This window comes from Chthonomonas sp., from assembly GCA_016788115.1.
GTDB lineage: Bacteria > Armatimonadota > Fimbriimonadia > Fimbriimonadales > Fimbriimonadaceae > UBA2391.
Map to the genome: position 1 here is coordinate 12311 of JAEURR010000008.1, position 25529 is coordinate 37839.

18 protein-coding genes are annotated in these 25529 nt (G+C 59.4%); 10 read left to right on the forward strand and 8 right to left on the reverse strand.

The features are described 5' to 3' along the window. Window positions 1-95: 95 nt before the first annotated feature. The 4 genes from JNM85_09490 to JNM85_09505 form a co-directional block, all read right to left on the reverse strand. The gene (locus tag JNM85_09490; GenBank protein MBL8088283.1) at window positions 96-1301 is read right to left on the reverse strand and encodes a trypsin-like serine protease; all 1206 of its coding nucleotides are present in this window, start codon (window positions 1299-1301) and stop codon (window positions 96-98) included. A gap of 156 nt (window positions 1302-1457) precedes the next feature. Then, entirely contained in the window at window positions 1458-2306 is an 849-nt protein-coding gene (locus tag JNM85_09495; protein MBL8088284.1) for a 6-carboxytetrahydropterin synthase, read from the reverse strand. A 4-nt stretch (window positions 2307-2310) separates the two neighbouring features. Continuing rightward, window positions 2311-2793: a hypothetical protein gene (locus JNM85_09500; protein ID MBL8088285.1), complete on the reverse strand. Its 483-nt coding sequence runs from the start codon at window positions 2791-2793 to the stop codon at window positions 2311-2313. Continuing rightward, the gene (locus tag JNM85_09505) at window positions 2780-3496 is read right to left on the reverse strand and encodes a VanZ family protein (GenBank protein ID MBL8088286.1); all 717 of its coding nucleotides are present in this window, start codon (window positions 3494-3496) and stop codon (window positions 2780-2782) included. Before JNM85_09505 ends, JNM85_09500 begins: the two co-directional genes overlap by 14 nt. Before the next feature lie 35 nt (window positions 3497-3531). On the opposite strand from JNM85_09505, the gene surE reads away from it, so the two are divergent. Beyond that, window positions 3532-4320 (forward strand): 5'/3'-nucleotidase SurE, encoded by a 789-nt coding sequence (gene surE / locus JNM85_09510; protein MBL8088287.1) that lies wholly within the window; start codon window positions 3532-3534, stop codon window positions 4318-4320. On the opposite strand, the gene JNM85_09515 is transcribed toward surE, so the two are convergent. Together JNM85_09515 and carA are read right to left on the reverse strand one after the other, a co-directional pair. Beyond that, on the reverse strand, window positions 4270-4929 hold the full coding sequence (locus JNM85_09515) for a hypothetical protein (GenBank protein ID MBL8088288.1): 660 nt from the start codon (window positions 4927-4929) through the stop codon (window positions 4270-4272). The genes surE and JNM85_09515 overlap by 51 nt on opposite strands. Before the next feature lie 37 nt (window positions 4930-4966). After that, window positions 4967-6076, reverse strand: a complete 1110-nt coding sequence (carA, locus tag JNM85_09520) for a glutamine-hydrolyzing carbamoyl-phosphate synthase small subunit (GenBank protein MBL8088289.1) — start codon at window positions 6074-6076, stop codon at window positions 4967-4969. Between the two features lie 158 nt (window positions 6077-6234). On the opposite strand from carA, the gene JNM85_09525 reads away from it, so the two are divergent. The 8 genes from JNM85_09525 to JNM85_09560 all read left to right on the forward strand — a co-directional run bounded on the left by JNM85_09525 (window position 6235) and on the right by JNM85_09560 (window position 20295). Continuing rightward, window positions 6235-8040 carry a hypothetical protein gene (locus JNM85_09525; GenBank protein MBL8088290.1) on the forward strand — a complete coding sequence of 602 codons (1806 nt, stop codon included), beginning with the start codon at window positions 6235-6237 and terminating at the stop codon, window positions 8038-8040. 29 nt (window positions 8041-8069) lie between these two features. Next, window positions 8070-9566, forward strand: coding sequence for a DUF853 family protein (locus JNM85_09530; protein ID MBL8088291.1), 1497 nt, complete (start codon window positions 8070-8072; stop codon window positions 9564-9566). A 134-nt stretch (window positions 9567-9700) separates the two neighbouring features. Next, window positions 9701-14428: a DNA-directed RNA polymerase subunit beta' gene (gene rpoC, locus JNM85_09535; protein ID MBL8088292.1), complete on the forward strand. Its 4728-nt coding sequence runs from the start codon at window positions 9701-9703 to the stop codon at window positions 14426-14428. A gap of 116 nt (window positions 14429-14544) precedes the next feature. Further along, window positions 14545-16770 (forward strand): bifunctional (p)ppGpp synthetase/guanosine-3',5'-bis(diphosphate) 3'-pyrophosphohydrolase, encoded by a 2226-nt coding sequence (locus tag JNM85_09540; GenBank protein ID MBL8088293.1) that lies wholly within the window; start codon window positions 14545-14547, stop codon window positions 16768-16770. Beyond that, the gene (locus JNM85_09545) at window positions 16767-17228 is read left to right on the forward strand and encodes a D-tyrosyl-tRNA(Tyr) deacylase (GenBank protein ID MBL8088294.1); all 462 of its coding nucleotides are present in this window, start codon (window positions 16767-16769) and stop codon (window positions 17226-17228) included. Before JNM85_09540 ends, JNM85_09545 begins: the two co-directional genes overlap by 4 nt. Window positions 17229-17232: 4 nt before the next feature. After that, window positions 17233-17979, forward strand: a complete 747-nt coding sequence (locus JNM85_09550) for an SDR family oxidoreductase (GenBank protein ID MBL8088295.1) — start codon at window positions 17233-17235, stop codon at window positions 17977-17979. After that, window positions 17957-19102, forward strand: a complete 1146-nt coding sequence (locus JNM85_09555; GenBank protein ID MBL8088296.1) for an insulinase family protein — start codon at window positions 17957-17959, stop codon at window positions 19100-19102. The genes JNM85_09550 and JNM85_09555 overlap by 23 nt, the downstream gene beginning before the upstream one ends. Further along, entirely contained in the window at window positions 19099-20295 is a 1197-nt protein-coding gene (locus JNM85_09560; GenBank protein ID MBL8088297.1) for an insulinase family protein, read from the forward strand. Before JNM85_09555 ends, JNM85_09560 begins: the two co-directional genes overlap by 4 nt. Here JNM85_09560 and JNM85_09565 read toward each other — a convergent pair. Further along, window positions 20255-21064: a PD-(D/E)XK nuclease family protein gene (locus JNM85_09565; GenBank protein ID MBL8088298.1), complete on the reverse strand. Its 810-nt coding sequence runs from the start codon at window positions 21062-21064 to the stop codon at window positions 20255-20257. The genes JNM85_09560 and JNM85_09565 overlap by 41 nt on opposite strands. Window positions 21065-21188: 124 nt before the next feature. Here JNM85_09565 and JNM85_09570 point away from each other — a divergent pair, with 124 nt between their 5' ends. Then, complete coding sequence (locus JNM85_09570) at window positions 21189-21386, forward strand: hypothetical protein (protein ID MBL8088299.1); 198 nt, start codon at window positions 21189-21191, stop codon at window positions 21384-21386. A 78-nt stretch (window positions 21387-21464) separates the two neighbouring features. On the opposite strand, the gene rpoB is transcribed toward JNM85_09570, so the two are convergent. Then, complete coding sequence (gene rpoB, locus JNM85_09575; GenBank protein ID MBL8088300.1) at window positions 21465-25514, reverse strand: DNA-directed RNA polymerase subunit beta; 4050 nt, start codon at window positions 25512-25514, stop codon at window positions 21465-21467. Window positions 25515-25529: the final 15 nt, after the last annotated feature.

Sequence of the window (25529 nt, forward strand, 5' to 3'; positions counted from 1 at the left end):
AAGTGTGCGCGATTCCAGCCACCGCTACTACTGACAAGGATACCCGTCCACTAGTCTATTACTTGCGCATACGGTGCATGAATTCCCACAAATGACTAGGGTGCACCCGAAATCTCATAGCTTTCGCTGAATACCAGGTAGTCGAAGAAGTCCACCATGTTGTCGCCGTTGAGGTCGGCGCTCGTCGAGAACTTGGTATCGCCGACGGACGTGTCAAAGGCGTCCGACATGAGAAGGTAGTCGAATAGATCGACGTCATTTGAACCGTTCACGTCTCCATTTCTGAGGCTCACATTGACGGTAGAAATACCAGTCTCGTTGATGTTAACGGTTGAAACTGAGCGCAACCAATGCGAAGCTTTGAATGCGACATCGTACGTGCCTCGCAAAGCGGTGGTGAAGGAGTACGTGCCCGCGATGTTTGGCACCACCGTCTGGGTTTCGAGCGGAGTGATGCTGCCCACGTTTCGTAGTTCAACGGTGAGCGGGTGCTTGGTGATGTCTCCCAAGAAATCGTTGTACTGGACTTCGCCAGCTACTCCGCCCGCCTCGAGCGCAGTGGTGTCAATCCAGTCCTTACTGGACGAGATGCGCATGAATAGGTTCGCAGTCCCGTACAGGTTGTAGTTCGTCCCGCTGTCGAACCGGAATCGTGCCGACGTGATACCAGCCGTGTAGGCGACGCCGCCGATGTTGATAAAGAGGCCGCCTCCGCTATCGCCGGGGGCAATATTCGATTCCATGCTCGTGGCCCAGATGTTCCAGAACGGCGATCGGCTCGAATTCAACGCATTGTTGGCGGTGCTGCTGTTGTCGAAGTCGGTGACGAGGCACTTCGGCCACTGATCGACGAGCACATTGAGCTGGTTCTTGGCATAGTTGCCTTCAATCAGGTTGGTGCCCCCACGGAGCTTCCAATCGTACGTGTAGGCGGTAGGGAATCCTCCCGCGCCGTAGCCCGCGATGGTCCCGATTCGGCCTCGCTCATCTGGCTGCCGGTAGATGCGAGCCACGGGGACCGAGGTTACGCGCTGGTTCAAGCGCCCCAGCATCAGGTCCAAGCCGTTGGTGGGGTCCGCGGAGTTGTAGCCCGCGTTTCGAAACCACTGAACGACTGTCCGGGTCTCGTTGCCAAACTTCACGTCGCGCGGAGCAGAGCCGCTTGGTAAGTTGTGTCCCGCTGTGAGGATCCACTTGTCGGCGATGAGCACGCAGCTTCGGTAATCGCTGGGAGGTGTAAACTCAATGCGCCCGACAAAAGGGTGCTGCGCGCCAAGATTCAGTGCGTCGGAATCCAGCATGCCATCGACGCGAATGAGCGCGTGCGATACACATGAAATTACTAGGGCCGCATGGATTATTGCGGCCCTGGCGATAGGAATCCGGGCTGTCATGGGATCAGTGTACATTGATTTAGTTGCAACAGCAAGCTCGAAAGCATGCGGGGCAGTCGCAGATCATGCCCCGACGCTGATCTCAAAGATGTTCCGGGCAGTCTCGTGAAGCCTTACCCGGACTAGCTTCGCGGGCACGGAGTTTTGAAGCGCTTTGAAGATGTGATGGGCGACTACTTCGCTGGTCGGGACCAGACCGTGAAACTCCGGTAGATCGGCGTTCAGGTTCTTGTGGTCGTACCGATCCACGATCTCGGTGTTGACAACGTGATCCAAGGCGGTGATGTCCACGATCATGCCGGTCGTCGGGTTGGGCTCGCCTCCCACCGTCACCTCCAATACGTAGTTGTGGCCGTGCCCCATGGGGTTGTTGCACTTTCCAAAGAGCTCATCGTTCTGAGCCTGAGTTAGCTGGTCGCTATGCAGGCGGTGGGAAGCGGCAAACTCGTAAATTCGGGTGATCGTCAACATGTCTTTGAATTCGTCACAGTACAGCTCGCCGTAAAGGAGCGGCGTCTCTTCCAGCTTCAACCGCGTCAATCGGACTGCTGGCGGCAGCTGCTGTAGTTGACTACGAATATAGGCCAGGATGTTCTCCACGGTGGGGCAATGGTCCCGGAAATACTCGACCTCGTCATTGAGACTGCGCAGGTCCATGGAACCGAGCACGCGCTCATGGAGGATTGCGTCCAGATCCTTGATATTGATGACCATGCCCGTGACGGGATCGATCTGCCCCGCGAAGGACGCTTCTAACGCATAGTTGTGCCCATGGGAAAAGGGTGAAGCGTAGAGACCGAACAAGGTTCGATTCTCCTCGGGGGTGCGGTCGGCCAACCAGTACCGATGGCCGCAACTGAACGTCACCCGGCGGGCGAGGGTGACGGTGGCTTGGGACCGATCGGTGAGCATCAGCTCATTCTACGCCTTCGGTGTGGGGCATGTCCGCGACCCAGAGCGACTCGTACTCCTCGGGATCTTCGCATAGCTCAGCGGTCACGGGGGACTCCAGGATTCGCAGCCAGTAAGTCTCGTACTCGGAGTCGTCGCGCAGGATGCGATCGAAGCTCTCATGATAGAAAGGAGGGAAGCGCTCCCCCGACTTCTGGACAATCGACTTCCCGGCGCGGACCTTTGCCTTCTCGATGAAGTCGGCGAACTCGAAATCCGCCTTCGCGCTCGGGTGAACGCGGAAGATCATTTCTGTCAGGCCGGGGAGGATGCACAGCAGGTTGAATTCGATTTTGGATGTCTGGCCGCGGAGCAGCTGGCGCATGAGGTCGTTGCGCTCGCGTTCATCCAGCTCCCGTCGGTGGCGGAAGGTGACGTAGTATGTGACGTCATCGGCGCGCCAATGGGGAAGTCGCCCGCGCCACATCGAGAAGTTACGAAATGCCACGCGCCCTCCAGGTGCAAAAACCCACGAAGCAAAGCGCTCCGCCGCTGTCGATGAGTACGTCCCAAGGGCTGCCAGTCCGGTCTCGGTGGAATGACTGCCGCACTTCATCAAAGGTGCCGAGGCTCGCCGACCACAGCACCGCAAGTAGCGCGATACGGCGCAGGTCCAGGTTTTGCGTCCGCAGCCAGAGCCAAGCAAAGAGCCCCACGAGTCCGAAGAATGCAAAGTGAATCCCTTTTCGCCCGAAGTGGACAATCAGCTCCGCCTGGTCGAGGGGCAGGTGAAACCGCTCGACAAGCCACTCGGCCCAGCCTCCCGCCGAACCTGCGCCCCCACTGATGAATGCGACGATCACCCCGGAGAACAGGACGGGTAGTGCTCGAACTAGGTGCTCGCGAGTACCGATGAGGCCGATAGCCACAAGTGCCAACGCAATTCCGGCCAGCGCCATGGCGGCGGTGAGATGAGCTGCATGGGGTCCTCGATGCGGGTAACTCCACAGGAATGCGACAATGACCGCGAGCTGGTACGCAGCGACATTCGCCTCCCACGCCGTGGCGAATCGGGCTGCGCGAACCAAGAGCAAAGCGGCGACGCCCGGGATGAGTGTCACCCAGATCGGCGATCCGTACGGGAGCCCAAAGGCGACCAGAGCGATGGCTAGGCTCGCGAGGGTGAGGGCTTGGGTTCGAGGGTGGCGCACGCTGGCTGCAATTATGCCAGGTACGCTACGCGGCGATGCGAATCCTGGTGACGAACGACGACGGCATCCGCGCCGAGGGCTTGAAGGCGATGGTCGAAGTAGCGCAGGAACTTGGCGAGGTGTGGGTCGTTGCGCCGGATCGAGAGCGCAGCGCGTGCGGACACTCACTGACGATGCGTGATCCGTTGCGTGTGAAGCCCCATCCATGGGAGAGTGCGCACGCGTTCGAGCTTTCCGGGGTGCCGACGGATTGCGTGAACGTTGGCCGCGAACTGATGGATCAGCGGGTCGATCTCGTACTCAGCGGTTTCAATCACGGGCCCAACCTGGGATTCGACATCACTTACAGCGGCACGGTCGCAGCAGCGATGGAGGGTGCGCTGAACGGTATTCGCTCGGTTTCGGCGTCGATGGCCATGTTTACAGAGGAGGCACCCCTCCACCTGACGACCGGCAAAGCGGCGTTTCGCGAGCTCCTGCCGCGGTTGCTGCAGCTAGAGTGGCCTGCGCTCGCCTTCTTCAATGTCAACGTTCCCGCCATCGACCGAGCAGAATTGAACGCACCCGTGTTCTGCTCCATGGGGCGGCGAGTGTACGAGGATCGAATCGAGAAGCGAGAGGACCCGTGGGGGCGGACCTACTACTGGCAGGGAGGGGTCGTGGCGATGCACCGGGACCAGCCGAACACTGATGTTGAGGCCATCAATCGTGGCCACGTGAGCGTGACTCCGATCACACTTGATTGGACTGACCGCGCGTTATTGGATCGGCTTCTAGTCGCTGACCGTGACCATCCAGCGGTCGATCCAGCCCTTGAGCGGTGACTGCTCGTTCTCGACGAGTAGGTTCGCGATCGAATCGTCGCCACGCACCCAACGCAGGATCAAATGAGGAAGCGCACCGACGTCTTCCAGGATCGGTTGCGAAGGCCAGCCTAGCTCGGGCAGATGGCTGAGCACATGGGGACCAGGCCCGAGGTTCGTACCTACCATAACGAGCATCTCTGGGCCACCGGCCAAATGGACCGCTTCGGCAGCTCGGGTTCGGGCCTCTTCTTCCGGGAGCTTGGGAAGTTCGTCCTCGAGCGGCTGTTCTTCGAAAGACCATTCGTTTGGCAGCCGTTTCTTGAGTGGCTTCGAATGGGGACGCGGGCTGGCGATTCTCTGCGCGCCATTGTCATCGAGCGCACCGAGGAGCAGGCTCGTGTCCATGAGCGCACTTTCGAGATCGACCGTGTCCATGATCGGGTAGCGCGTCGTCCCGTGTTCGGCGAGGAATCTGGCCAAGCGTGCATGGAGGTCCAGACGCTCGGGGTCCGGGTCGTAAAGGCAAACGTCCAACGGACGTTCTCCGAAGTACGTGGCGAGGGCCGCCAGTACCTGCGGCGAGACGCAGGGATTCCCAGCACCGAGGAGGGTTATCTTGATCGCCACTTCTTAAAGAATAGTCGATTCTTTGGGCCGTTAGGTTCTACCTGTCAGCGAGTTGGTCGACAAACTGGGCAAAGTACTTGCGGCTGTCCCAGGGGCCAGGCGCGGCTTCGGGGTGGTACTGGATGCTGCTGGCGCGCAGCTCAGGCACCCGGATCCCTTCAACCGTCTCGTCGTTCAAGTTGATCTGGGTGATCTCGCCTCCGGTCCCGTGCAGCGAGTCCGCGTGGACCGCATAGCCGTGGTTCTGCGACGTGATTGTCACGGTCCCATCAAGCAAGTCCTTTACGGGATGGTTGCTCCCACGGTGACCGAACTTGAGCTTGTAGGTCCTGCCGCCGATGGCATGGCATAGCAGCTGATTGCCGAGACAAATCCCGAAGATCGGGCGCTTGCCAAGGAGCTCTCTGACGGTTTCAACGACGGGCTGTAGCCGAGCAGGGTCTCCGGGGCCGGGGCTCAGCAGAATCCCATCCGGGTTCCACTCTAAGACTTCTTCAGCCGAGGTGGTAGCGGGTACGACCAAGCAACGCACTCCTAGCGCAGCGAAACGCCGGAGGATGTTGTACTTGAGCCCGCAGTCGACCACAACGATCTTATGCTTGAACGACTCTTTCTCGTGCCAGGCATCGAGGTTGTCCCGGCCCGAGTAGCCCCAAGCGTAGGGTCGCTTCGTCGTCACCGACATCACGAAGTCGGTCTCGTCGTAAGACTTCGAGGACCGCAGCGTCTCCAGTGCCTCGCGCGGATCGCCCGTGGTGATGCAACCCATCGTCGCGCCGCCGTGACGGATCCGCTTGGTGATCACGCGGGTATCCAAGCCCTGAATTCCAACCAGCCCTTGCTCTTCCATGTGAGCGTGGAGCGTCTTGGTGCTTCGCCAGTTACTCGGATACTCGCACGCTTCGCGGACCACCAGGCCCGAGGGTTGGATGCGCGCGGATTCTACGTCGTCGTCGTTGATGCCGTAGTTCCCGATGAGCGGGTAGGTGAGCAAGACGATCTGCCCGGCATAGCTGGGGTCGGTCAGGATCTCCTGATAACCGGTCATACCGGTGTTGAACACGACTTCGCCGGTCGTCACGCCCTGTGCGCCAAGGCGGGTGCCTTGGTAAACGGTCCCATCGCTCAACACGAGACTTGCGGTCAAAGAGGTGATCCTGGTGGGGGCTCAGCCCTCGCTAAAGATACCAGCCTGCCCATCGGAATGTCTTCGGCTCGCCGGGTTCTGATGTACAGTGAAAGCCAGGGAAATTTATGAGCCGTTTCGTGCGTTCGTCTTTGCTTTTTGCGTTTGGATTGGGTTCGATGAGTCTTCTTGCGGTGCCGGTGTCGGCAACCCCGAGCGAGGAGTACATGGAGAAGGAGCTTGGGTCGGTTGATCCACCGATGCCGCAAGCATTCCCAACATTCTCGAATGCCCATCGCCAGTTCAATGGGCCTTTCGTGATCCGACAGGTCAACGTCAACAGTTCCGGCCTCAACATCGTGAACGACGCGGCCAACGAACCCTCCATCACGGTGAACCCAGCCAATCCGAACCAAATTGTGATCGGCTGGCGGCAGTTTGACAACAAGACCAGCAATTTTCGCCAAGCGGGATACGGGTTTTCGGCGGACGGCGGGGTGACGTGGACCGCCTCGAAGCTAACTCCTGGCCTGTTCCGGAGCGATCCGGTGCTCGCGGCGAGCTCGACGGGGATCATCCACTACAACAGCCTCCAGAACACCTTCTATTCCGACCAGTTTCTCTCTAGCACCGGTGGGTCTACTTGGGGCAGTGCGAACTTCGCGACGGGCGGCGACAAGCAGTGGATGGTGGTCGATCCGGCGAATCCATCTGCGGTGTATCAAGCCTGGAGCCGGGCGGGGAACAACTATAGTGGGCGGCAGTTTAGCCGGAGCCTGAATGGCGGCATCACCTGGGCCGATCCGGTCAACATTCCCAGTCAGCCGTACTGGGGGACCCTGGACACCGACGCCTTGGGTCGGGTCTACCTCGGTGGCTCTGACGGTGGCAGCACCATGATCTTGGCTCGCTCGTCCAACGCCTCGAACTCGGGGCAGACGCCGACTTTCGCGCTTGTGACGAATCCGAACATGGGCGGGCAGATCGACGCCTTCGCGACGGTGAATCCGGGCGGGTTGAGCGGTCAGATGTCCGTTTGCGTAGACAAGAGCAATGGATCGACTCGGAACAACGTCTACATGCTCTCGACTCTGAACACGGGCACGTCCAATTCCCTCGATGTCATGTTCGTGCGAAGCCAAGATGGGGGTTCGACTTGGAGCACCGCGAAGAGGGTCAACGATGATCCGACGGGGACGGGTCGGCAACAGTGGTTTGGCGCACTCGCTTGCGCGCCCAACGGTCGGCTCGATGCAGTGTGGCTCGACACGCGAAATGATCCAACTTCGAACATCCGCTCCGCGCTCTATCGGTCGTACTCCCTCGACGGAGGTCTGACGTGGAGCGCGAACGAGAAGGTCACCGAAACGTTTGATCCGCGGGTGGGATATCCCAACCAAAACAAGATTGGAGACTACTTGGGGGTGGTGAGCACGGCCACAGGAGCTCACGTCGCGTTCCCGGGAACCTTTAACAACGAGCAGGACGTGTACTACGTTTTCCTTGACGCACCCCCGATTCCGGTCACGGGCACGGTGAGCTACGGCGCATACACACCGGACCTGGCCAGTCGGACCCTCCAACTGCAACTGCGACGCAACTCGGACAATTCGGTGCTGCAATCGCAGACCGTGACGGCGACCGCAGCGGGCACCTTCGTCGCTACGCTTGACCCTTCACTCGTTCATGCAAATCCTGGTGTCCACTGGTGGGTCAAGGTGGATCACTGGCTTGCAGACTCGGTGATCTCCGCGAGCCTGCCGCTGACTGGTGTGAGCGGTTTGAGTTTCACGTTGCGAACCGGCGATTGCAACGGCGACAACGTCGTGAATCTGTTCGACTACTTCGTGCTGAGCAATGCGTACGATTCGGACTTGGGAGATCCCGCCTACCTCGCGGGCGCTGATCTCAATGACGACAACACGGTCAACTTCTTCGATTACCTGGCTCTGTCCGACTTTTATGAGCAAGCGGGCGAGGAGTAAGAGCCTGCCGCAGGTAAATTAGCCCCGGCATGAGCGAGTTTGATTCGATTCTGATCGGCAAGGGTGAGACCGAGGCGCGGCTGCTGGCGAAGTTTGGCAACCGGCATGGCCTCATCGCGGGCGCAACTGGAACGGGAAAGACCGTCACGTTGCAGAGGATCGCCGAGGGGTTTGCGCGCATGGGCGTGCCCGTGTTCCTCGCCGATGTGAAGGGCGATCTGAGCGGCATGTCCATGATTGGCGGCGGCAAGGAAGTCTTCGAGAAGCGCGCTGCCGACCTTGGGCTGACCAATTGGACTCACGAAGCCAATCCGACCATTTTCTGGGACCTTTTCGGTCAGCAGGGCCACCCAATCCGCGCGACCATCAGCGAGCTCGGTCCTGTCTTGCTCAGCCGATTGTTGGACCTGAACGATGTCCAAGAAGGCGTCCTCAATATCGCTTTCAAGGTCGCAGACGACAACGGCCTCTTGCTCTTGGATCTCAAAGACTTGCGGTCGATGCTGGCTTACATCACCGAGAATGCCGCTGAGTTGACGGCAAATTACGGCAACGTGAGCGGCGCGACGGTTGGGGCTATCCAGCGACAGCTCTTAGTGTTGGAGCAGCAGGGGGCCGAGCACTTCTTCGGCGAACCGGCATTGGATTTCAGCGATTTCATGCGCACGACCATCGATGGTCGGGGGCTGGTCAACATCCTTGCCGCCGACATTCTCATGCGCAGCCCGCGACTCTACGCGACCTTTTTGCTGTGGATGCTCAGCGAGCTCTTCGAGAACCTGCCCGAAGTGGGTGATGCCCCAAAGCCCAAACTGGCCTTCTTCTTCGACGAGGCTCACTTGCTCTTCAACGATGCTCCTCCAGCGCTCCTGGAGAAGATCGAGCAAGTCGTGCGGCTCATCCGATCGAAAGGGGTCGGTGTCTACTTCATCACGCAAAACCCGATTGACATCCCAGACACGGTGCTTGGGCAGCTCGGCAACCGGGTGCAGCACGCTTTGCGAGCCTTCACGCCACGGGATCAGAAGGCGGTTCGATCCGCAGCGGAGACCTTCCGACCAAATCCAAATTTTTCGACGGAAGAGGTCATTACTCAGCTTGCGGTCGGCGAAGCGCTCGTCTCGACACTAGACGAGAAGGGTACGCCCAACATCGTGGATCGGGTGTTGATTGCGCCTCCAGTGAGCAGGATTGGTCCGGCCACTCCAGACGAGCGAACGACCGTGATCGGTCAGAGTCCAGTGCGAGGCAAGTACGACACCGCGGTGGACCGGGAGTCCGCTTATGAAGTGCTCCACGCTCGGGCGGTGCAGGCCACCCAGGAGCAAGAGCGCATGGAGGCGGAGCAGGCTCAACAGAAAGCGGAGGCGCGTGAAGAGCGGGCTCCCGCTCGGCGCAGCGACTCGGTGTTTGAGTCGATGGCTAAGAGCGTAGCGCGGGCCGCAGGGTCACAGTTGGGTCGAAACTTGGTGCGCGGAATCTTGGGCGGATTGCTCGGTGGGAGCACCTCGCGCCGCCGACGTTAACTCGTTAAAAAACGGTTCCTGAATGTGGCGACACAGCAGGTGTCGCAGGTATAATTATAAGTTCGGACGAAACCACCCCACCCCCTAGCATGGTGTCTCGGGGCAGTTCTTGTGTCCGTGAACCTAATAATTCTATGGCAGACGTCAGCCTCTTCGATAAAATCCGAGTTGGAATTGCCAGCCCCGACGACATCCGCAGTTGGTCTTACCGCAAAGACTCTAACGGCCAAATGATCCATTACGAGATCAAGAAGCCTGAGACGATCAACTACCGAACTTTCAAGCCCGAGCGCGACGGACTTTTTTGCGAGCGCATCTTCGGTCCGATGAAGGACTGGGAATGTGCATGCGGCAAGTACAAGAAGATTAAGTACAAGGGCATCATCTGCGAGCGGTGTGGCGTTGAAGTCACCCGTAGCAAGGTGAGACGAGAGCGCATGGCGATCGTCGAGCTCGCCGCGCCCGTGTGCCACATTTGGTACCTCAAGGGTATCCCTTCGCCTCTCGCGCTGATCCTGGACATCGCTCCGCGACAGCTTGAGAAGGTCATCTACTTCGCCAGCTTTATCATCATCGACATTGACGCCGAGAAGATCGGCGAAATGATGCCGGAGATTCGCCGCGCGGTCGAGGACGAGAAGCTTCAGATCCAAGAGAGCATGCGCGAGCTTGAACTCGAGAGCGTCGAGCGATTGACGACCGAGATGCGCAACAACCCCGACGAGTACCTCGACGAAGGGTTCGTTCGCGAGCGCATGAAGGCCAACTTTGACCGCATCCGTGCGGAATGCCGAGACGCCGATGACCGGTTGAAGGATCTCGATGTTGCTGTTGATTTGCTTGGCAAGCTTGAGCGACACCAATTGATCGACGAAGACAAGTGGCGTGCCGTGAGCAAGATGCTCGATTCGGTGAGTCGCCGACTTCGCAAGGACCTGGACGGCCTCGTTCGCGCCAACATCGGTGCCGATGCCGCCAAGGAGCTCCTGCGCAAGGTCGATCTCGACCGGATGTATCGCGAGCTGCGCGAGGAGATCGTCCGCACGACGAGCCAGCGCCGCGCCCGCGCGATCAAGCGGCTCGAAATCATCGAAGCCCTGCTGAGCTCGAAGAGCCGACCGGAGTGGATGATCCTGGACGTCGTGCCGGTCATCTCGCCAGAGCTGCGCCCGATGGTACAGCTCGATGGTGGTCGCTTCGCGACATCGGACTTGAACGACCTTTATCGTCGCATTATCAACCGAAATAACCGCCTGAAGAAGATCATGGAGATCCAGGCGCCGGAATCGATCATTAACCACGAAAAGCGCCTGCTGCAAGAAGCGGTTGACGCACTGATCGACAACGGCCGACGGTCGCGACCGGTCGTGGGCAGCAACAGCCGCCCGCTCAAGTCGCTGTCCGACATGCTCAAGGGTAAGGAAGGTCGCTTCCGCAAGAACCTGCTGGGTAAGCGCGTTGACTATTCCGGACGTTCGGTCATAGTTGTTGGCCCTCACTTGAAGCTGAATCAGTGCGGTCTCCCCAAGGAGATGGCACTGGAGCTCTTCAAGCCGTTCGTCATGAAGACGTTGGTTGAGCGAAAGATCACCCAGAACATCAAGACGGCCAAGCGGATGATCGACCGAATGCACCCGGCGGTCTGGGATGGACTTGAGGAAGTCATTAAGGAGCATGCGGTCCTTCTGAACCGTGCTCCGACCCTGCACCGACTCGGGATCCAGGCTTTCGAGCCAATCCTCGTCGAGGGCAAGGCGATTCAGGTTCACCCGTTGGTGTGTTACGCCTACAACGCTGACTTCGACGGTGACCAGATGGCCGTTCACGTGCCGCTCAGTACCCAAGCTCAGGCAGAAGCCCGAGTCTTGATGCTGTCGACACAGAACCTGTTCTCGCCCGCAGACGGACGTCCGACGGTTTCGCCGATCCAGGACATCGTTTTGGGTGCGTACTCGCTTACGTTCCTCAGCCAGGCTGGAAAGGCCCGACTGGAGGAGATGGAGGCGAAGCACAAGGCAAACCCCGAGAAGAATCCGGCTCCTACGATTTACTCAAGCCCCGACGAAGTACGGTTCATCCTGGAAGTCCCGGGCGGCGATCGCCCGTTCGGTTTGAACGATCCGGTCAAGGTGCGCTTGCAGCGACCGAAGTTCCGCCCCGATGCCGAGGTGGACTATCGCGATGCTCGAACCGGCGCTGAATACGCCTACGAGACCACGGTGGACGAGGAAGGCGAAGAGAAGCGAGATCTGAAGGCGCTGGACATGGAGTGGGAGACGATCGTCGCCACCATGACGCCGGGCCAGCTCATCTTCCACGAGGTGCTCCCGTGGCCGATGCGCTACAGCGATCGGTTCATGCACACCGAACTCGGTAAGAAGCCGATTGCGGAAGTCATTGTGAGCTGCCACCGAACCGTGGGCTACGATGCCACCGTTCGACTTCTGGACGATTTGAAGGACCTCGGATTCCGATGGGCCACGAAGTACGGTATCAGCATCGCGCTCACCGACATGGACCCGCCGGAGCGACGAGAGGAATTGCTTGCCGAAGCCGAAAGCCGAAGCAACCGCATCAGCGAACAGTATCGACGCGGTCTGCTGACCTTTAACGAGATGCAGCAGAACCTGATCAAGCTGTGGACGGAAACCTACGACCTGGTCGGTAAGGAGATTGTCAACGGCATGGAGCAGTTCAATCCGTTGTCGATCATCACGGTCTCCGGTGCACGCGGTTCGATCAAGCAGCTCGCGCAGCTTTCTGGTATGCGCGGACTGATGTTCAACCAGTTCAACGAAGTTATCTATGAGCTCCCGGTTAAGAACTCGTTCCACCGCGGACTCTCGATGCTTGAGTACTTCGTGACGACCCACGGTGCCCGCAAGGGACTTGCCGATACCGCTCTGCGAACTGCGGACGCGGGATACCTCACGCGACGTCTGTGCGACGTCGCTCAAGAGGTCATCATCCGCAAGGCCGACTGTGGCACCACCGAAGGGATTCTCGCGCACCGCATCTTGGAAGAGGGAGAAGCGATCGAATCGATCGCCGAGCGCATCGCCGGACGCATCTCGATGGCGACGATCACCGCGCCGACCGGCGAAGTGTTCGCCACCTACGATGAAGTGATTCGAAGTGAAGAGGCGGCCAAAATCAACAAGCTTGAGCTGGCGTACGTCTCGGAGGTCGAGGATTGTGCAACCGACGCCGAGAAGGCCAAGGTGGTCACCAAGTACGAAGCGATGGGCTTCATGGTTAACGAGCACGGTCACCTGTGCTTGAAGACGCGCAGCCCGCTGTACTGCGAACTCGAGCAGGGGATTTGTGCCAAGTGCTACGGTCTCGACCTTGCCTCGAAGAAGCTCGTCGAAGTGGGTGTTGCCGTCGGTATCATCGCTGCACAGTCGATCGGTGAACCTGGTACGCAGCTTACGATGCGTACCTTCCACACCGGTGGTGTTGCGGGTGCGAAAACGATCGCCGCGACCAACCAGTACAAGACCGGTAAGTTCATCAAGCAGTTCTTGGAGGACTTCTCGCAGGCAACGCAGACCGACCTGAAGGACTTCGACGCCAGCAAGCTCCTCGAGAGCCAGGAGAGCATCGTCAAGAGCCTCTTCGCCGGCGCGAAGGAAGCAGAGGAAGGCGAGTCGGGCGAGAAGAAGATGACTGCCCGCCAGACCAAGGCAGCCCAGAAGGCCGCCGAGCGCGTGGACAAAGAGAGCCAAAAGCTTTGGGATCGAAGCCGAAAGACGTTCTTTGCTACCTGGACGGGTGAGTCGAGCGGTATCGTCCGCGTCGAAGAAATCTTCGAGGCTCGAAAGCAGCCCCGAGGTAAGGCCATCATCTGCCCGGTCACAGGCACGGTCGTCCAGATCGAGAAATCGAGCTTTGGACGGTTTGTGGTAGTCGAATCGACGGTACGCACGGATGCCCCGCTCCGCGATGCCTACATCTCGGACAAACAGGATTGGGACGCGAACGAGGACGGCTACAGCACCTTGGAGCGACTCATCGGCCAGAAGCTGGTGGCCGCCTCGCTGACCACGCTGCGCAAGTACAACAAGGAGACGGTCAATATCTTCTTCCCAGTACTTGTTCCGCCATCGGGCAACCTGCCAGTCTCGGTAGGAAGCCGCGTCATCAAGGGCGATCCGCTCACCGATGGTCCGCTTGATCCGCACGAGGTTTTGGAACTTGCCGGCGCATCTGCAGTGCACGACTACTTCGTCGAGAACCTGCAGCGCGTTTACAAGAGCCAAGGCGTCGACATCAATGACAAGCACATCGAAGTCATCATTCGACAGATGATGCGGAAGCGTCAGGTCAAGGAGCCGGGCGATAGCCCGTTCCTGCCGGGGCAGATCGTTGACCGATTCCGGTTCGTTCGAGAGAACGACCGTGTGCGACACATGATCGCCGCGGGCCGAAAGGTCCGTTACAACGACCCGATCTCAGGAGACATGGTGGAGCGTGATCCGAAGGAGGCCAACGCCAACTGGATCTTGCTCGGTATCACCGAAGCGTCGCTTGCAACCGAGTCGTTCCTGTCCGCTGCATCGTTCCAGAAGACCACTCGAGTCCTCACCGAGGCTGCTGTTCGCGGTAAGCACGATAGTTTGATCGGTCTGAAGGAGAACGTCATTATCGGTCGGCTGATCCCCGCCGGAACGGGTGTCGCCACGTACCGAGATGTCAGCATCGAAGTGGATCGCAGCGCTCCGACGTGGGCTCAGCAGTCGCTTAAGGCACTGGTTGACGCCGACGAATTGGATGAGATCGATGAACTTGGGTTCGACTTCCCGTCTCTCAGCGAGATGGCCGAGTCGCCGGAATTCAAGATCGCAGACGACGAGCAATAAGCTCGATTCGAAGAAGAGTGCACCCCTCGTTCGCTAGTCGGACGCGGGGTGTCTTCGTTTTCAGAGTCGGTCTGCGGACCTAGAAACCGATATACTAGTGGTTTCCAACCACTGCGATGATGGCGCTCTACGACATCCCTCATACATGGGAAGAACCGGAGGGGCTGGTCGAACTCCTGAACATGATTCGGGACAGCCACCCTCAGGCCAACTTGCGCAAAATCCGGTACGCGTACTACGTAGCGGAAGAGGCCCATCAAGGGCAGATGCGGCAATCCGGCGACGCGTACATCACTCACCCCTTGGCCGTGGCGCATAACATCGCAGAGCTGCGCATGGACGACGACACCATCTGCGCAGCTCTGCTTCACGATGTTCTGGAGGACACTGACGTTACGCCCCAGTTCCTTGAGGAGAAATTCGGTCCCGACGTCGTGGCACTTGTCGAAGGGGTCACCAAGCTAAAATTCCGTGCCCAGGACGCGCTCACCGAGCGCCAGCGATTGGCTGCCAAGAGCGAGCAGGCCGCAGAGACGCTCCGAAAAATGCTGCTCGCCATGGCCGCGGACGTGCGGGTCATGGTCATCAAACTTTCGGACCGGCTGCATAACATGCGCACGCTTGATGACATGCCCGATGACAAGCGGTTGCGCATTGCTCGTGAGACCATCGACATCTACGCTCCGTTGGCTGCTCGGCTCGGAATCTGGCAGATCAAGTGGCAACTCGAAGATCTGTGCTTCAAGCACCTCCATCCGAAGGAGTACCGCGAGATCCTCGACCTCGTCGCCAAGAAACGAGACGTTCGCGAGTCCGAGCTGCAGCATGCGATTGTTGCGCTGAAGGAGCAGCTGGAGTTGCGCGGCGTGAAAGGTGCGGAGGTTTACGGGCGGCCAAAGCACCTGTACAGCATCTTCAACAAGATTCGGCTCCACGGGTTTGCATTCGAGGAGATTCTTGACCTCCTCGCCTTGCGCGTGGTGGTCCAGACCTCGCCCGAGTGCTACTTGACGCTTGGGATCGTGCACGACCTTTGGATGCCGATACCGCAGTACTTCGGCGATTACATCGCGAAGCCGAAACCAAACGGCTATCGCAGCCTGCACACAAAGGTGGTGGGGCCGCATGGAGATCCGCTCGAGGTCCAGATTCGCACTCAGGAGATGCACCAGATCGCCGAGTTTGGCGTGGCGGCGCACTGGGCATACAAGGAGGGGACCGCAGTTTCTCCGGGCGGTGCGATCAATACTCTCCGCAAACAGCTCTTCGACTGGTCCTCGGACCACCGCACCTCGAGTGACTTCCTTCGATCGCTCACCAGCGACCTCTTCAGCGAGCAAGTCTTTGTGTTCACGCCGAAGGGCGATGTCATTGACTTGCCGAGTGGATCGACTCCGGTCGATTTCGCCTTTCGCGTCCACACAAACCTTGGTCTGACCCTGGTGGGAGCGAAGGTCAATGGTCAGATTGTCCAGCTGAGTAGGGCACTTGAAAACGGCGACGTCGTAGAACTGATCACTCGATCGAATGCGCAGCCCAGTCTCGACTGGCTTGAGTTCACCAAGAGCGCCCACGCGCGAAGCAAACTCCGCCTGTACTTCCGCAAGCGCAACAAGACGGAGAATGCGGCTCGGGGGAAAGAAGCGCTTGAACGCGAGCTCAAATTCCACGGATTGGATCCGAAGGACTACATCGGAGAAGAGAAGCTCGAACGCATTTTGCCTGATGTTCGCGACTGCGAGACGGCGCAAGATCTTCTGGCACGGGTGGGCGAGGGGCAGTTTAGCGCCGCATCCATCGTCACGAAGCTTCGCGGGATTGTTCCGCAGCAGATGGGCTCGGACGTGCTCCATGCAACCAATCGAACCCGTGAGAGCAACGTCATGCAGGTCGGGGGCGGCGTCGACAACGTCATGTACCGCCGGGGGAAGTGCTGCGACCCACTGCCGGGCGAGGACGCCGTTGGATACGTTACGAGGGGCAGGGGCATCATCATCCACCGGAACCTGTGTCCCAATGCGCTTGCCCTCGAACAAACAGATGGGGCGCGCCTGCAACCGCTGAACTGGCCGCCTGACGGCAATTACTACTCCGCGCACCTGAAGGTGATCTGCGTGAATCGTCAGGGGCTGCTCATGGACATTACGACCATCTTCGGCGAGGCAAAGATCAACGTCGTCGCGGCGAAGGTCCAAACGCTCCCGAATCAAACCGCCGAGATCGATGTGACGATCGACGTCACGGACATCATGCACCTGACATGGGTGATGAACAAGATCAGCAACTTCTCCGACGTGATCAGCATCCTCAGGATCTTTGGCAGGGGCACAGCGAAGAGTTGAGAGCGGTCGTCCAGAGGGTAAGTCGCGCACATGTTGCGGTCGGTGGTGAGGTGGTCGGTGACATCGGAGCGGGGCTAGTGGTTTTCGTTTGCACGCACCGAGACGACACCGAATCCGAGGCAATCAAGCTTGCTGATAAGGTGATTGGCCTACGCATCTTCAATGATGAAGCGGGCAAGTTGAATCTCGCCCTGGCCGACGCGACCGCGGAGGAAGTGCTCGTCATCTCCAACTTCACTCTTTACGGCGACACCCGCAAGAGCCGTAGGCCTAGTTTCACAGAATCGGCTGGGGCGGAGCTCGGAGAAGCTCTTTACGATCGCTTCTGCCACGAATGTGCGGTGCGCGGGGCGCGCGTGAGCCGGGGGCAGTTTGGTGCAATGATGCATGTTGTGGTCGAGAATGATGGACCAGTGACGCTGATCGTCGAGGTTCCGCCAGCGAGCATGTCAAACTAGACCCATGGCGGCGAAGCGAGTCTTAGTTACGGGTGGTTCACGCGGCATCGGTCGAGCAATTTCTCGACGGATGGCCCTGAACGGTTGGCAGGTCGCGATCCACTATGTCCAGGATCGGGCCGAGGCCGAGGGCTGTCACGAGGAATTGGGCAGCGCCTCCATCGGTGTATTTCAGGCGGACCTGGCTCAGCCCGACGCAGCGGCGAACCTCTTCCGGGCCGTGCGGAGTCTCGGCTCGCTCGACGCAGTTGTGAACAATGCGGGCGTCTACATGCCAATGAATTTCCTTAAGGCCTCGGATGCCGAGCTGGAAGCGACCTTGCGCAAGACTTTCGCCGTGAATTTTGAGACTCCGGTTCGGCTGGCGAAGCAGGCCGCGAACCTCTTCGAGTCGCAAGGCCGAGGCGGCAAGATCCTGAACATTTGCAGTCGCGTTGGCTTCAAAGGCGAGTCGGGCGCGTCGCTCTATGCGGCGAGCAAGGCCGCGCTTATCAACCTCACGCGCTCATTGGCGATGGAGCTTGCTCCTGCGCAAATTCAGGTGTTTGGGCTTGCGCCCGGTTGGGTCGATACTGCGATGGCACGCGAGGGCATGCAGGATCGCCTTCCGACGATTCTGAAAGACATTCCGCTCGGGCGGATGGCCTCGCCTGAAGATTGCGCGGCGGTCGTTGGATTCTTGCTCAGCGATCAAGCGTCGTACTTGAGTGGCAACGTCATCGACATCAATGGCGCGAGCTATTTCCACTAGCCTCGCACTCGCGCTCATGGCGCTGTGCATCGCGGATTCGCCGATTGTCGATGCGCCGCGGCGCGTCAGTACGCTCAGCGGAGGTACACGCGTTCTCGTTGAGCGGATGCCTGCTGCGAAATCGTTGTCCGTTCAGATGTTCTGGTCAGCTGATGGTGTTTCCCCGAGCATCGAGCGAGCGGGTTGGCGTCATTTGCTTGAGCATCTGGTGGCGATCGGGCGCAATGGGCAGCTTGATCACACGCTTGAGATCCGCGGGATGTTCCTGAACGCCGCGACGCTTCGTACAGCCAATCGATTTGAGATTTTGGGTGCGCCGGAGGACTTAGAGACCGCATTGGCCGCGTGTGCCGAGCTTCTGGCACCGCCCTCCATCACCGCCGATTCCATCGCGGCAGAGCTCAGGACACTGGCTCAGGAAGACTTGATCACGGAACCTGAACGCGCACCGCTCAGGGCGGCCAACTCCGGAATCGATGTGTTCGGTGATCCTAATGGATTCACCATTGCGACGAGCGACTCGTTGGCGGAGTTGCACCGGTGGTTGACCTCTGCTCCGCGCGTCACGATTGCCATCGCGGGCGATGTGGACTTGGACAAGACGCTCGCGATGGTCCGACAGGTGCTCAGTCCGTTGCTAGTCCCTGAACCTGCGTCGCCTCCCGCTGCGATCGAGTTCGCATCCACCCCTCGGGCGAATAGCAGGTCGTTCGTCGCCATGGAACTGCCAGAGTGGGGAAGCGATGCACATGCTGCCCGGCTGGCAATCGCGCTTTTCGTCGCGGATGCGTCTCGGCTGAGAGTCGTCTTTGACCCTACGGTCGGCACGAGTACGTTGACATTGGTCGGCGCGGACGAGGCTGGAGTCTCCGAGCAGTTAGAGTTCCTTCGGACGGCTGGATTCAATGTGCCCATTGCCGCGCGTCGGGCAGCGACCAAGTGGCTGGGGGCAGTAGTGGCAAATCCGAGCGCAGCTGCCAGCGTCCGCGGGCAATTGCTGATGCGCTCCCTGAGGGTCAGACCCGAGAGCTTTCTCGACGCGCTCCAGAAGGTGCCCGACTCGGAGTTGGAGGCGGTGTTCGACACCCTCCTCGTCCAGAAACCCGGGGGTAAGGTCCGTTGATCTCGCTGGCGCTTATTGCTTCGATGACATTGACGGCGGCGATCCGCGTGGATGAGCGGCCGATGACCGACTCAAAAACCATTGCCGTAGTCGCCACCGTCACCTCCGGTGGTACGGGTGTCGAACTCGACTCCCGCTGGCGAGTGCTCAGTCGGTCGTTGCTCGGAGGATCTCGAAGCTACACGAGGCGGCAGCTGTACGAATACGGTTCGCAGGCCGGTCCGGTGCCAGACGTTGTGGTGGGAGAGGGTTTCATGCAAGTCCGAATGGAGGTTCCAGCAGGGAAGTCGGGGCTCTCGCTTGCATCGGATTTCTTGTTCGAGTTTCTCACGCAGCCGACCCTGCGCGAGGAGGATATCGCGCAAGCTCGCCATGAGCTCGCGATGGAAGTGCCCTCGGCCTGGTCGCGTCTGCCATTTGTGGAGGCAAGCGTAACCCCTGAATCGGTGCGCGCGCTTCACCGAGCGACCTTCAAACCGAGCTCGGTCAGGTTCGCAGTCGTGGGGGGATTTGGAACGGGCGAGGCCGCCTTCGAGTTCAATCGCCGGTTTGGCGCATGGACGGGAACGCGCGCGGGTGTGGTGCCCATCGGTAAGCCAACCGCGGCGGTAACTCGGCCGGACCAGAACAGCGTCTTTCGGTGGGAGACGCGCACGCCGGTGACTTCGGCCGCGGCATGTGCGCGGGGGTTACTGGTTGCGTGCTCTTTGGGGGCGGGGAAGGACGCCTCGCTGTTCCGGATCGTGCGCCAGCAGCATCGATGGGGATATGAGCAGGCGGCAGGATGGCGGGCGAATGGCAGCGATTGGTCGCTGACCGCCGTCACCGTCCAGCCCTCGCAGGCTGAGGCCTCGAAGGTCGCCGAGGCGATGCGCGCCGAAGTTGCGAAGGACATCGAGCGCTGGGACGCATCCACTCTGGAGCGTGCCAAGCAGGTCGCACTGGCGTGCCTTGCAGGGAGGTTTCCGATGAACCCGATTGGGATCGGCACGGACACGCGGTTTGGTTCGGGCCTGATGTCTGAGGCGAGCCTTGTCGGGATCAGCGCGCTTCACGGTCGCCCCTTTGGGCGCGCGGAGGTCGGCTCGGCGTTGGGTTTGGTGGACCTTGCGGAGATTCAGGCGGATGCTAAGAGGCTCCTCGCCAGCCCGGTCACGATTCAGGCGGGGCGGCCGCCGGTTCGGGCAGAGTGAGACCCCGCTTCTGACACAGGCTTAAGAAGTCGCAACTCGCACAAAGCGATTTTGATTGCGGGATGGTGCTCGGCTCTTTGGTCCCCGCTTCGCGGGACTCAAATTCTAGGATGGTTTGGCCGATCTTGAGAATGTCCTGCTCGAACTCTGCGAGCCTCGCGTCATCCAGCGATGCGCTCGCCTTGGCAAGGGTCCGCAAGGCGATGATTGTCGCGGTAACTGGCCGGTTTGGGTAGTTCCGCTTGACGAGGAGCTGGTAGACGCTCATCGCAAGATCGTCCTCAATCTCATCAGCGGTGACTTCGGTGCGACCGGATTTGTAGTCGACGATCTCCAGCAACCCGTCCGGATGCTCGTCCAGCCGGTCGAGCTTGCCGCGTAGGACGAAGTCGCCCATGTCGTAGCGGAGCATCTTCTCGATCAGCAGGGGAGTTGCCTCTGGGTTCAGCGCATTAAAGTTCTCGATGTAGCTCTCAAGGATAACCTTGCCTTCACCTTGAGCTTCCATCATTTGCTCGGGGGTCTGGTAACCGGCGTCGATCCAGCCCTCTTCGAGCGCAGCCGCGGCTTGGCTCGCGGTCTGTACTCCGCTGTCGCCCGAGTCATGGAACCTCTGCAGCACCCGGTGGAGGCTGGTTCCGAAGCTGAAGTACGATTTTGAACGCAGGAAGTACCGACCCATTTCGTTCAGATAAGTCCAATAAAACTTGTGGGGGCACGCGAGGAACGTGCTGATCTTCGATGGACTCAAGGTTGGCTTGCGGGGCATGGATGCGGACCCGAAGTATATCTGCTCGCGAAAGGACAGCGATCTTCACCGGGAACCCTGAGCCGTGGATGTCGTCCTTCCGATGGAAGTGATAAGCGGTTAACAACCAATGGAACTCGAATCAATGAAGAACTCGAAATCACTGTGGTGGGGATGGGGAATTGGGGCAGGGCTCTTGGTCGGCGCAGGCATTGCGGCGATCATGCTGAAGGGACGTCGGTCAGAGCCCAATGTGGTGACCGACGCGATCTCGGACCTTCTTTCGCTCTGCGAATCCGCGTCCTGCAAGCTCGAATCGAGCGCTCGCGAAATTGCTAGCTAGCGTTCGACTCTAGGCAGCAAACATAAGAAGGGACCGCAGGCATCTGCCCGCGGTCCCTCTTGTTTTCGTTGTCTGAGCTTAGTTAAAGAAGCCGACACTCTTGGCGAGTCGGACATCTTCACCCTGGCCGGGGGACAGCTCGTCAAGGTCCTTCAAGTTGAGTTCCTTGTTCTGCTTGTCCTCGACCGAGACCTTTAGACACAGCGATCGAAGCTCGTTGACGAGGATCTTGAACGACTCGGGGATTCCCGGTTCGGCAATGCTCTCGCCCTTCACGATGCTCTCGTAGGCTCGAACACGACCCATCACGTCGTCCGACTTGATCGTCAGCAGCTCTTGGAGCGTGTACGCTGCGCCATAAGCTTCCAGCGCCCACACTTCCATTTCACCGAATCGCTGACCACCGAACTGCGCCTTACCACCCAGCGGCTGCTGCGTGACGAGCGAGTATGGGCCAATCGATCGTGCGTGGATCTTCTCGTCGGCAAGGTGCTCAAGCTTCAAGAAGTACATCACACCGACCGTGATCGGGTTCGGTACTCGGTCGCCCGTGAGTCCATCGCGAACGATCGACTTGCACGACTTGGGATCCAAGCCCGCGCGGTCGAAGGTGTTCGCCTGAATCCGGCTCATGATGTCGGCGTAGAGTTCGTTCGAGGCCTTTGCCGGTGCGCCCATCGCCTCTTCGAGTTCCTCGGGAACCCAAGTCTCGAAGTCGACCTCAAGCAGGTCCGAAGTGGACTTGGCAGGGGCGGCGGCGACGATGCGAGACACCCGCTCCAGATGAGCGTCATCCAGCGAGCGGATGCGCGCTTCGATGCGCTCATTCATCTTGTCAAGCGAATCGTCCTTCTCGAACGCGATGTTTAGCATCAGTTCGGTGTTGACGTACGCAATCAAGACCTGGCGGCGGAAGTGCTGCGCAAGCTTATCGATTTCACCCAGAATCTCGTGCTCGGTTGCACCCTCAAACGCGGGGCACTCGTACCGGATGCCGAGGTGGCGTCCGACATAACCGAGATGAGTCTCGAGGATCTGGCCGATGTTCATGCGGCTCGGAACACCGAGTGGGTTCAAGACGATGTCAACCGGAGTGCCGTCGGCGAGCATCGGCATGTCCTCGACGGGCAAGACCCGCGAGATGACCCCCTTGTTTCCGTGCCGTCCGGCCATCTTGTCACCGACCATCAGCTTGCGCTTCTGGGCGATGTAGACCTGAACCGTCATGTTGGTACCAGCTGGGAGCTCGTCACCGGGGATCTGGAGCAGCGCTTCCTCCGTGCGATCACAGATTAAGCGTTCGCGCTTCTTCGATTCCTTATAGACGTAGTTGATGCTCGGCGACAGGTACTTGAACCGACTGAAGACCTTAACGTCGATGATCGTGCCCTTCTCGCCATGCGGCAAGCGCAGCGAGACGTCGCGGGTCTCTTCGGCCTTCTTGCCAAAGATCGCGATGATGAGCCGCTCTTCAGCGGTCATCTCTGTCTGGCCCTTGGGTGCGACCTTTCCGACAAGGATGTCTTCAGGACGAACTTCTGCGCCCACGCGGATGATGCCGTTCTCGTCGAGATCCTTCAGCGCGTCTTCACCCACGTTCGGGATGTCGCGCGTGATCTCTTCCGGGCCGAGCTTCGTATCCACGGCCTCGGTCTCGTGCCGCTCGATGTGGATGGACGTATACACGTCGTCCTTCACCATGCGCTCGGAGATGAGGATCGCGTCTTCGTAGTTGTAGCCACCCCAAGGCATGAATGCCACGAGGACGTTCTGACCCAGAGCCAAGCGGCCATTGTCGCAGGTTGGGCCGTCCGCAAGCGGATCACCCTTGAGCACGCGTTGTCCAGGTGCGACCACCGGTCGGTGGGTGAAACACGTGGACTTGTTGCTCTGCACCATGTGCATCAGCTCGTAGTGCTGAACGGTGCCGTCGTCAGTTCGAACAGTGATCTCGTGCGACGTAACCCGCTCGACAGTGCCCGGTCGGTGAGCCACAACGGCTGCGCCCGAGTCGACGGCGGCAATGCGCTCGTACCCGGTACCCACAATCGGGGCATCGGATCGAAGACAGGGAACACCCTGACGCTGCATGTTCGCACCCATCAGGGCGCGGTTAGCGTCGTCGTTCTCAAGGAACGGAATGAGCGCGGTGGCGACCGAGATGATCTGCACCGGCGAAACGTCGACGAGGTCTACGCTCTCACGCGGCACGATTGGGTAGCTTGCGCCACCGAATTCACGGTCGCCGCCTGGGCAGCGCACCTGAACTCGTTCGGCGGCAATCAGACCGGTCTCGTCCGTGGCCAAGTCGGCCGGGGCGATTCGGTATGTGAAGTCCTCTTGTGCGGTGAGGTAGATGACATCTTCCGTCACTCGGCCCGCGATGACCCGTCGGTACGGAGTCATGATGAAGCCGAACTCATCCACGCGAGCGTGGGTCGTGAGCTGGCTGATCAGACCGATGTTTGGACCTTCTGGCGTTTCAATCGGGCAGATACGGCCGTAGTGCGAACGGTGGACGTCGCGAACTTCCAGCTTGGCGCTGTTACGTTGCAGACCGCCTGGGCCGAGGCTTGAGAGACGACGCTTGTTCGTCAACTCGCTCAGCGGGTTAGTCTGGTCCATGAACGTGCTCAGCTGGTTGCTGCTGAAGAAGCTCTTGATGCTCGCGCTCACCGGCTTCACCGATAGGATAATGCCGGGCAGGAGGTTCTCCTGGTCTGCGCTCGTCATGCGTTCGCGGGCCACCTTCTCCATGCGGACGAAACCGAGGCGGAGTTGGCTCTGGAGGAGCTCACCTACGCTGCGGACGCGCTTGTTGCGCAGATCATCAATGTCGTCGCGCTCGGCATCTTTGAGGATGAACGGTTCCATCGCGCGGACGATGTTGAGAAGGTCGTCGCTCGTCAAGTTTCGAACATCGATGGCGATGTCCGCACCGAGTCGCTTGTTGAGGAAGCGTCGTCCGACCTTACCAAGGTCGTACCGCTTCGGCTCGAAGAACTGATTGTACAGAAGTTGCTTTGCCGATTCCTCGGTTGCAGCTTCACCCGGGCGCAGACGCTTGAAGATGTCGAGAATGGCATCTCGCATCGTGTTCGTCTTGTCGGTTTCAAGAGTGGCCTCGATGAGCTTGCTCACGCGAAGCACATCCAGGCTAGCGAGGCCCATGCCCTCAATCTTCTTTGCGACTTCACGATCGATGCGCTGAAGCTTGCCGATGACGACTGAGCCGCCTTCCTTGATATCATCGAGCGGACGAGTCCCTTCCAGGACGTCCGCAGTTGGGTTCTCCAGCGTCTCTTCGACACTTGCAGCCCACAGCATCTCCTCGTTCGTCGCCAAAGGCGTCTCGCAGTGGATGGTCTGGCCAAGGGTCGCACCATTCAAGCCTGCAAGGTGCTTCCGAGTAAGGATCGTTCCTCGCTCGATCAGCACCTCACCCGTCTCTGCATCGACCACCGGCTCGACGACCTTCTTGTGGAGGGCGTCCTTGACGAGCAGGTTCTGACGCACGCGGCCGCGGAGCTTGTCCGGGTTGTTCGAGTCGAAGAAGGCGTGGAGTGCCTTGATCAACTGGGTCAGCGGGAGCTTCTTGGTCTGGCTGATCTGGGTATGGACAACAAGGTTCGAGTCGGATTCGAACTCCAGCCACGGTCCTTCGGTCGGGATGACTCGGGCCGAAACCAAGACCTGCATCGAGGCGTCGACGCCTTCTTCGAAGTACAGACCCGGCGAACGGCTGAGCTGCGACACGATGACCCGCTCACGTCCATTGATGATGAACGTGCCCTTGTCGGTCATCAGAGGCAGATCGCCCAGATAGACCTCGGTCTCCATCTCCTCGCGTTCCTTTCCGCCGAAGCGGACAGTCGCCTTGATTGGGGCCTCAAATGTCATGTCTCGATCTCGACACTCTTGCAAGCTGTATTTAGGCTCGCCAAGGGTGAATGAGACGAATTCGATGTAGTTGCTTTGGGTGAAATCCCAAATAGGGGAGAATGTTTTAAAAAGCTCCGGAAGTCCTTCTTCTAGAAACCATTTATAACTATTGAGTTGAAGTTCGATGAGATTGGGTACTTCTAGGAATCGACCGATTCGCTTAGAAGACGGTTGAATAACCTTCATCCATGCCTCCGGGGG

Coding starts and splice junctions, on each gene's coding strand:
- rpoC (MBL8088292.1), top strand. CDS start 9,701: ATGGCAGACGTCAGCCTCTTCGATAAAATCCGAGTTGGAATTGCCAGC.
- surE (MBL8088287.1), top strand. CDS start 3,532: ATGCGAATCCTGGTGACGAACGACGACGGCATCCGCGCCGAGGGCTTG.
- JNM85_09570 (MBL8088299.1), top strand. CDS start 21,189: ATGAAGAACTCGAAATCACTGTGGTGGGGATGGGGAATTGGGGCAGGG.
- JNM85_09530 (MBL8088291.1), top strand. CDS start 8,070: ATGAGCGAGTTTGATTCGATTCTGATCGGCAAGGGTGAGACCGAGGCG.
- rpoB (MBL8088300.1), bottom strand. CDS start 25,514: ATGAAGGTTATTCAACCGTCTTCTAAGCGAATCGGTCGATTCCTAGAA.
- JNM85_09555 (MBL8088296.1), top strand. CDS start 17,957: ATGGCGCGAGCTATTTCCACTAGCCTCGCACTCGCGCTCATGGCGCTG.
- JNM85_09565 (MBL8088298.1), bottom strand. CDS start 21,064: ATGCCCCGCAAGCCAACCTTGAGTCCATCGAAGATCAGCACGTTCCTC.
- JNM85_09540 (MBL8088293.1), top strand. CDS start 14,545: ATGATGGCGCTCTACGACATCCCTCATACATGGGAAGAACCGGAGGGG.
- JNM85_09525 (MBL8088290.1), top strand. CDS start 6,235: ATGAGTCTTCTTGCGGTGCCGGTGTCGGCAACCCCGAGCGAGGAGTAC.
- JNM85_09495 (MBL8088284.1), bottom strand. CDS start 2,306: ATGCTCACCGATCGGTCCCAAGCCACCGTCACCCTCGCCCGCCGGGTG.
- JNM85_09490 (MBL8088283.1), bottom strand. CDS start 1,301: ATGCTGGATTCCGACGCACTGAATCTTGGCGCGCAGCACCCTTTTGTC.
- JNM85_09550 (MBL8088295.1), top strand. CDS start 17,233: ATGGCGGCGAAGCGAGTCTTAGTTACGGGTGGTTCACGCGGCATCGGT.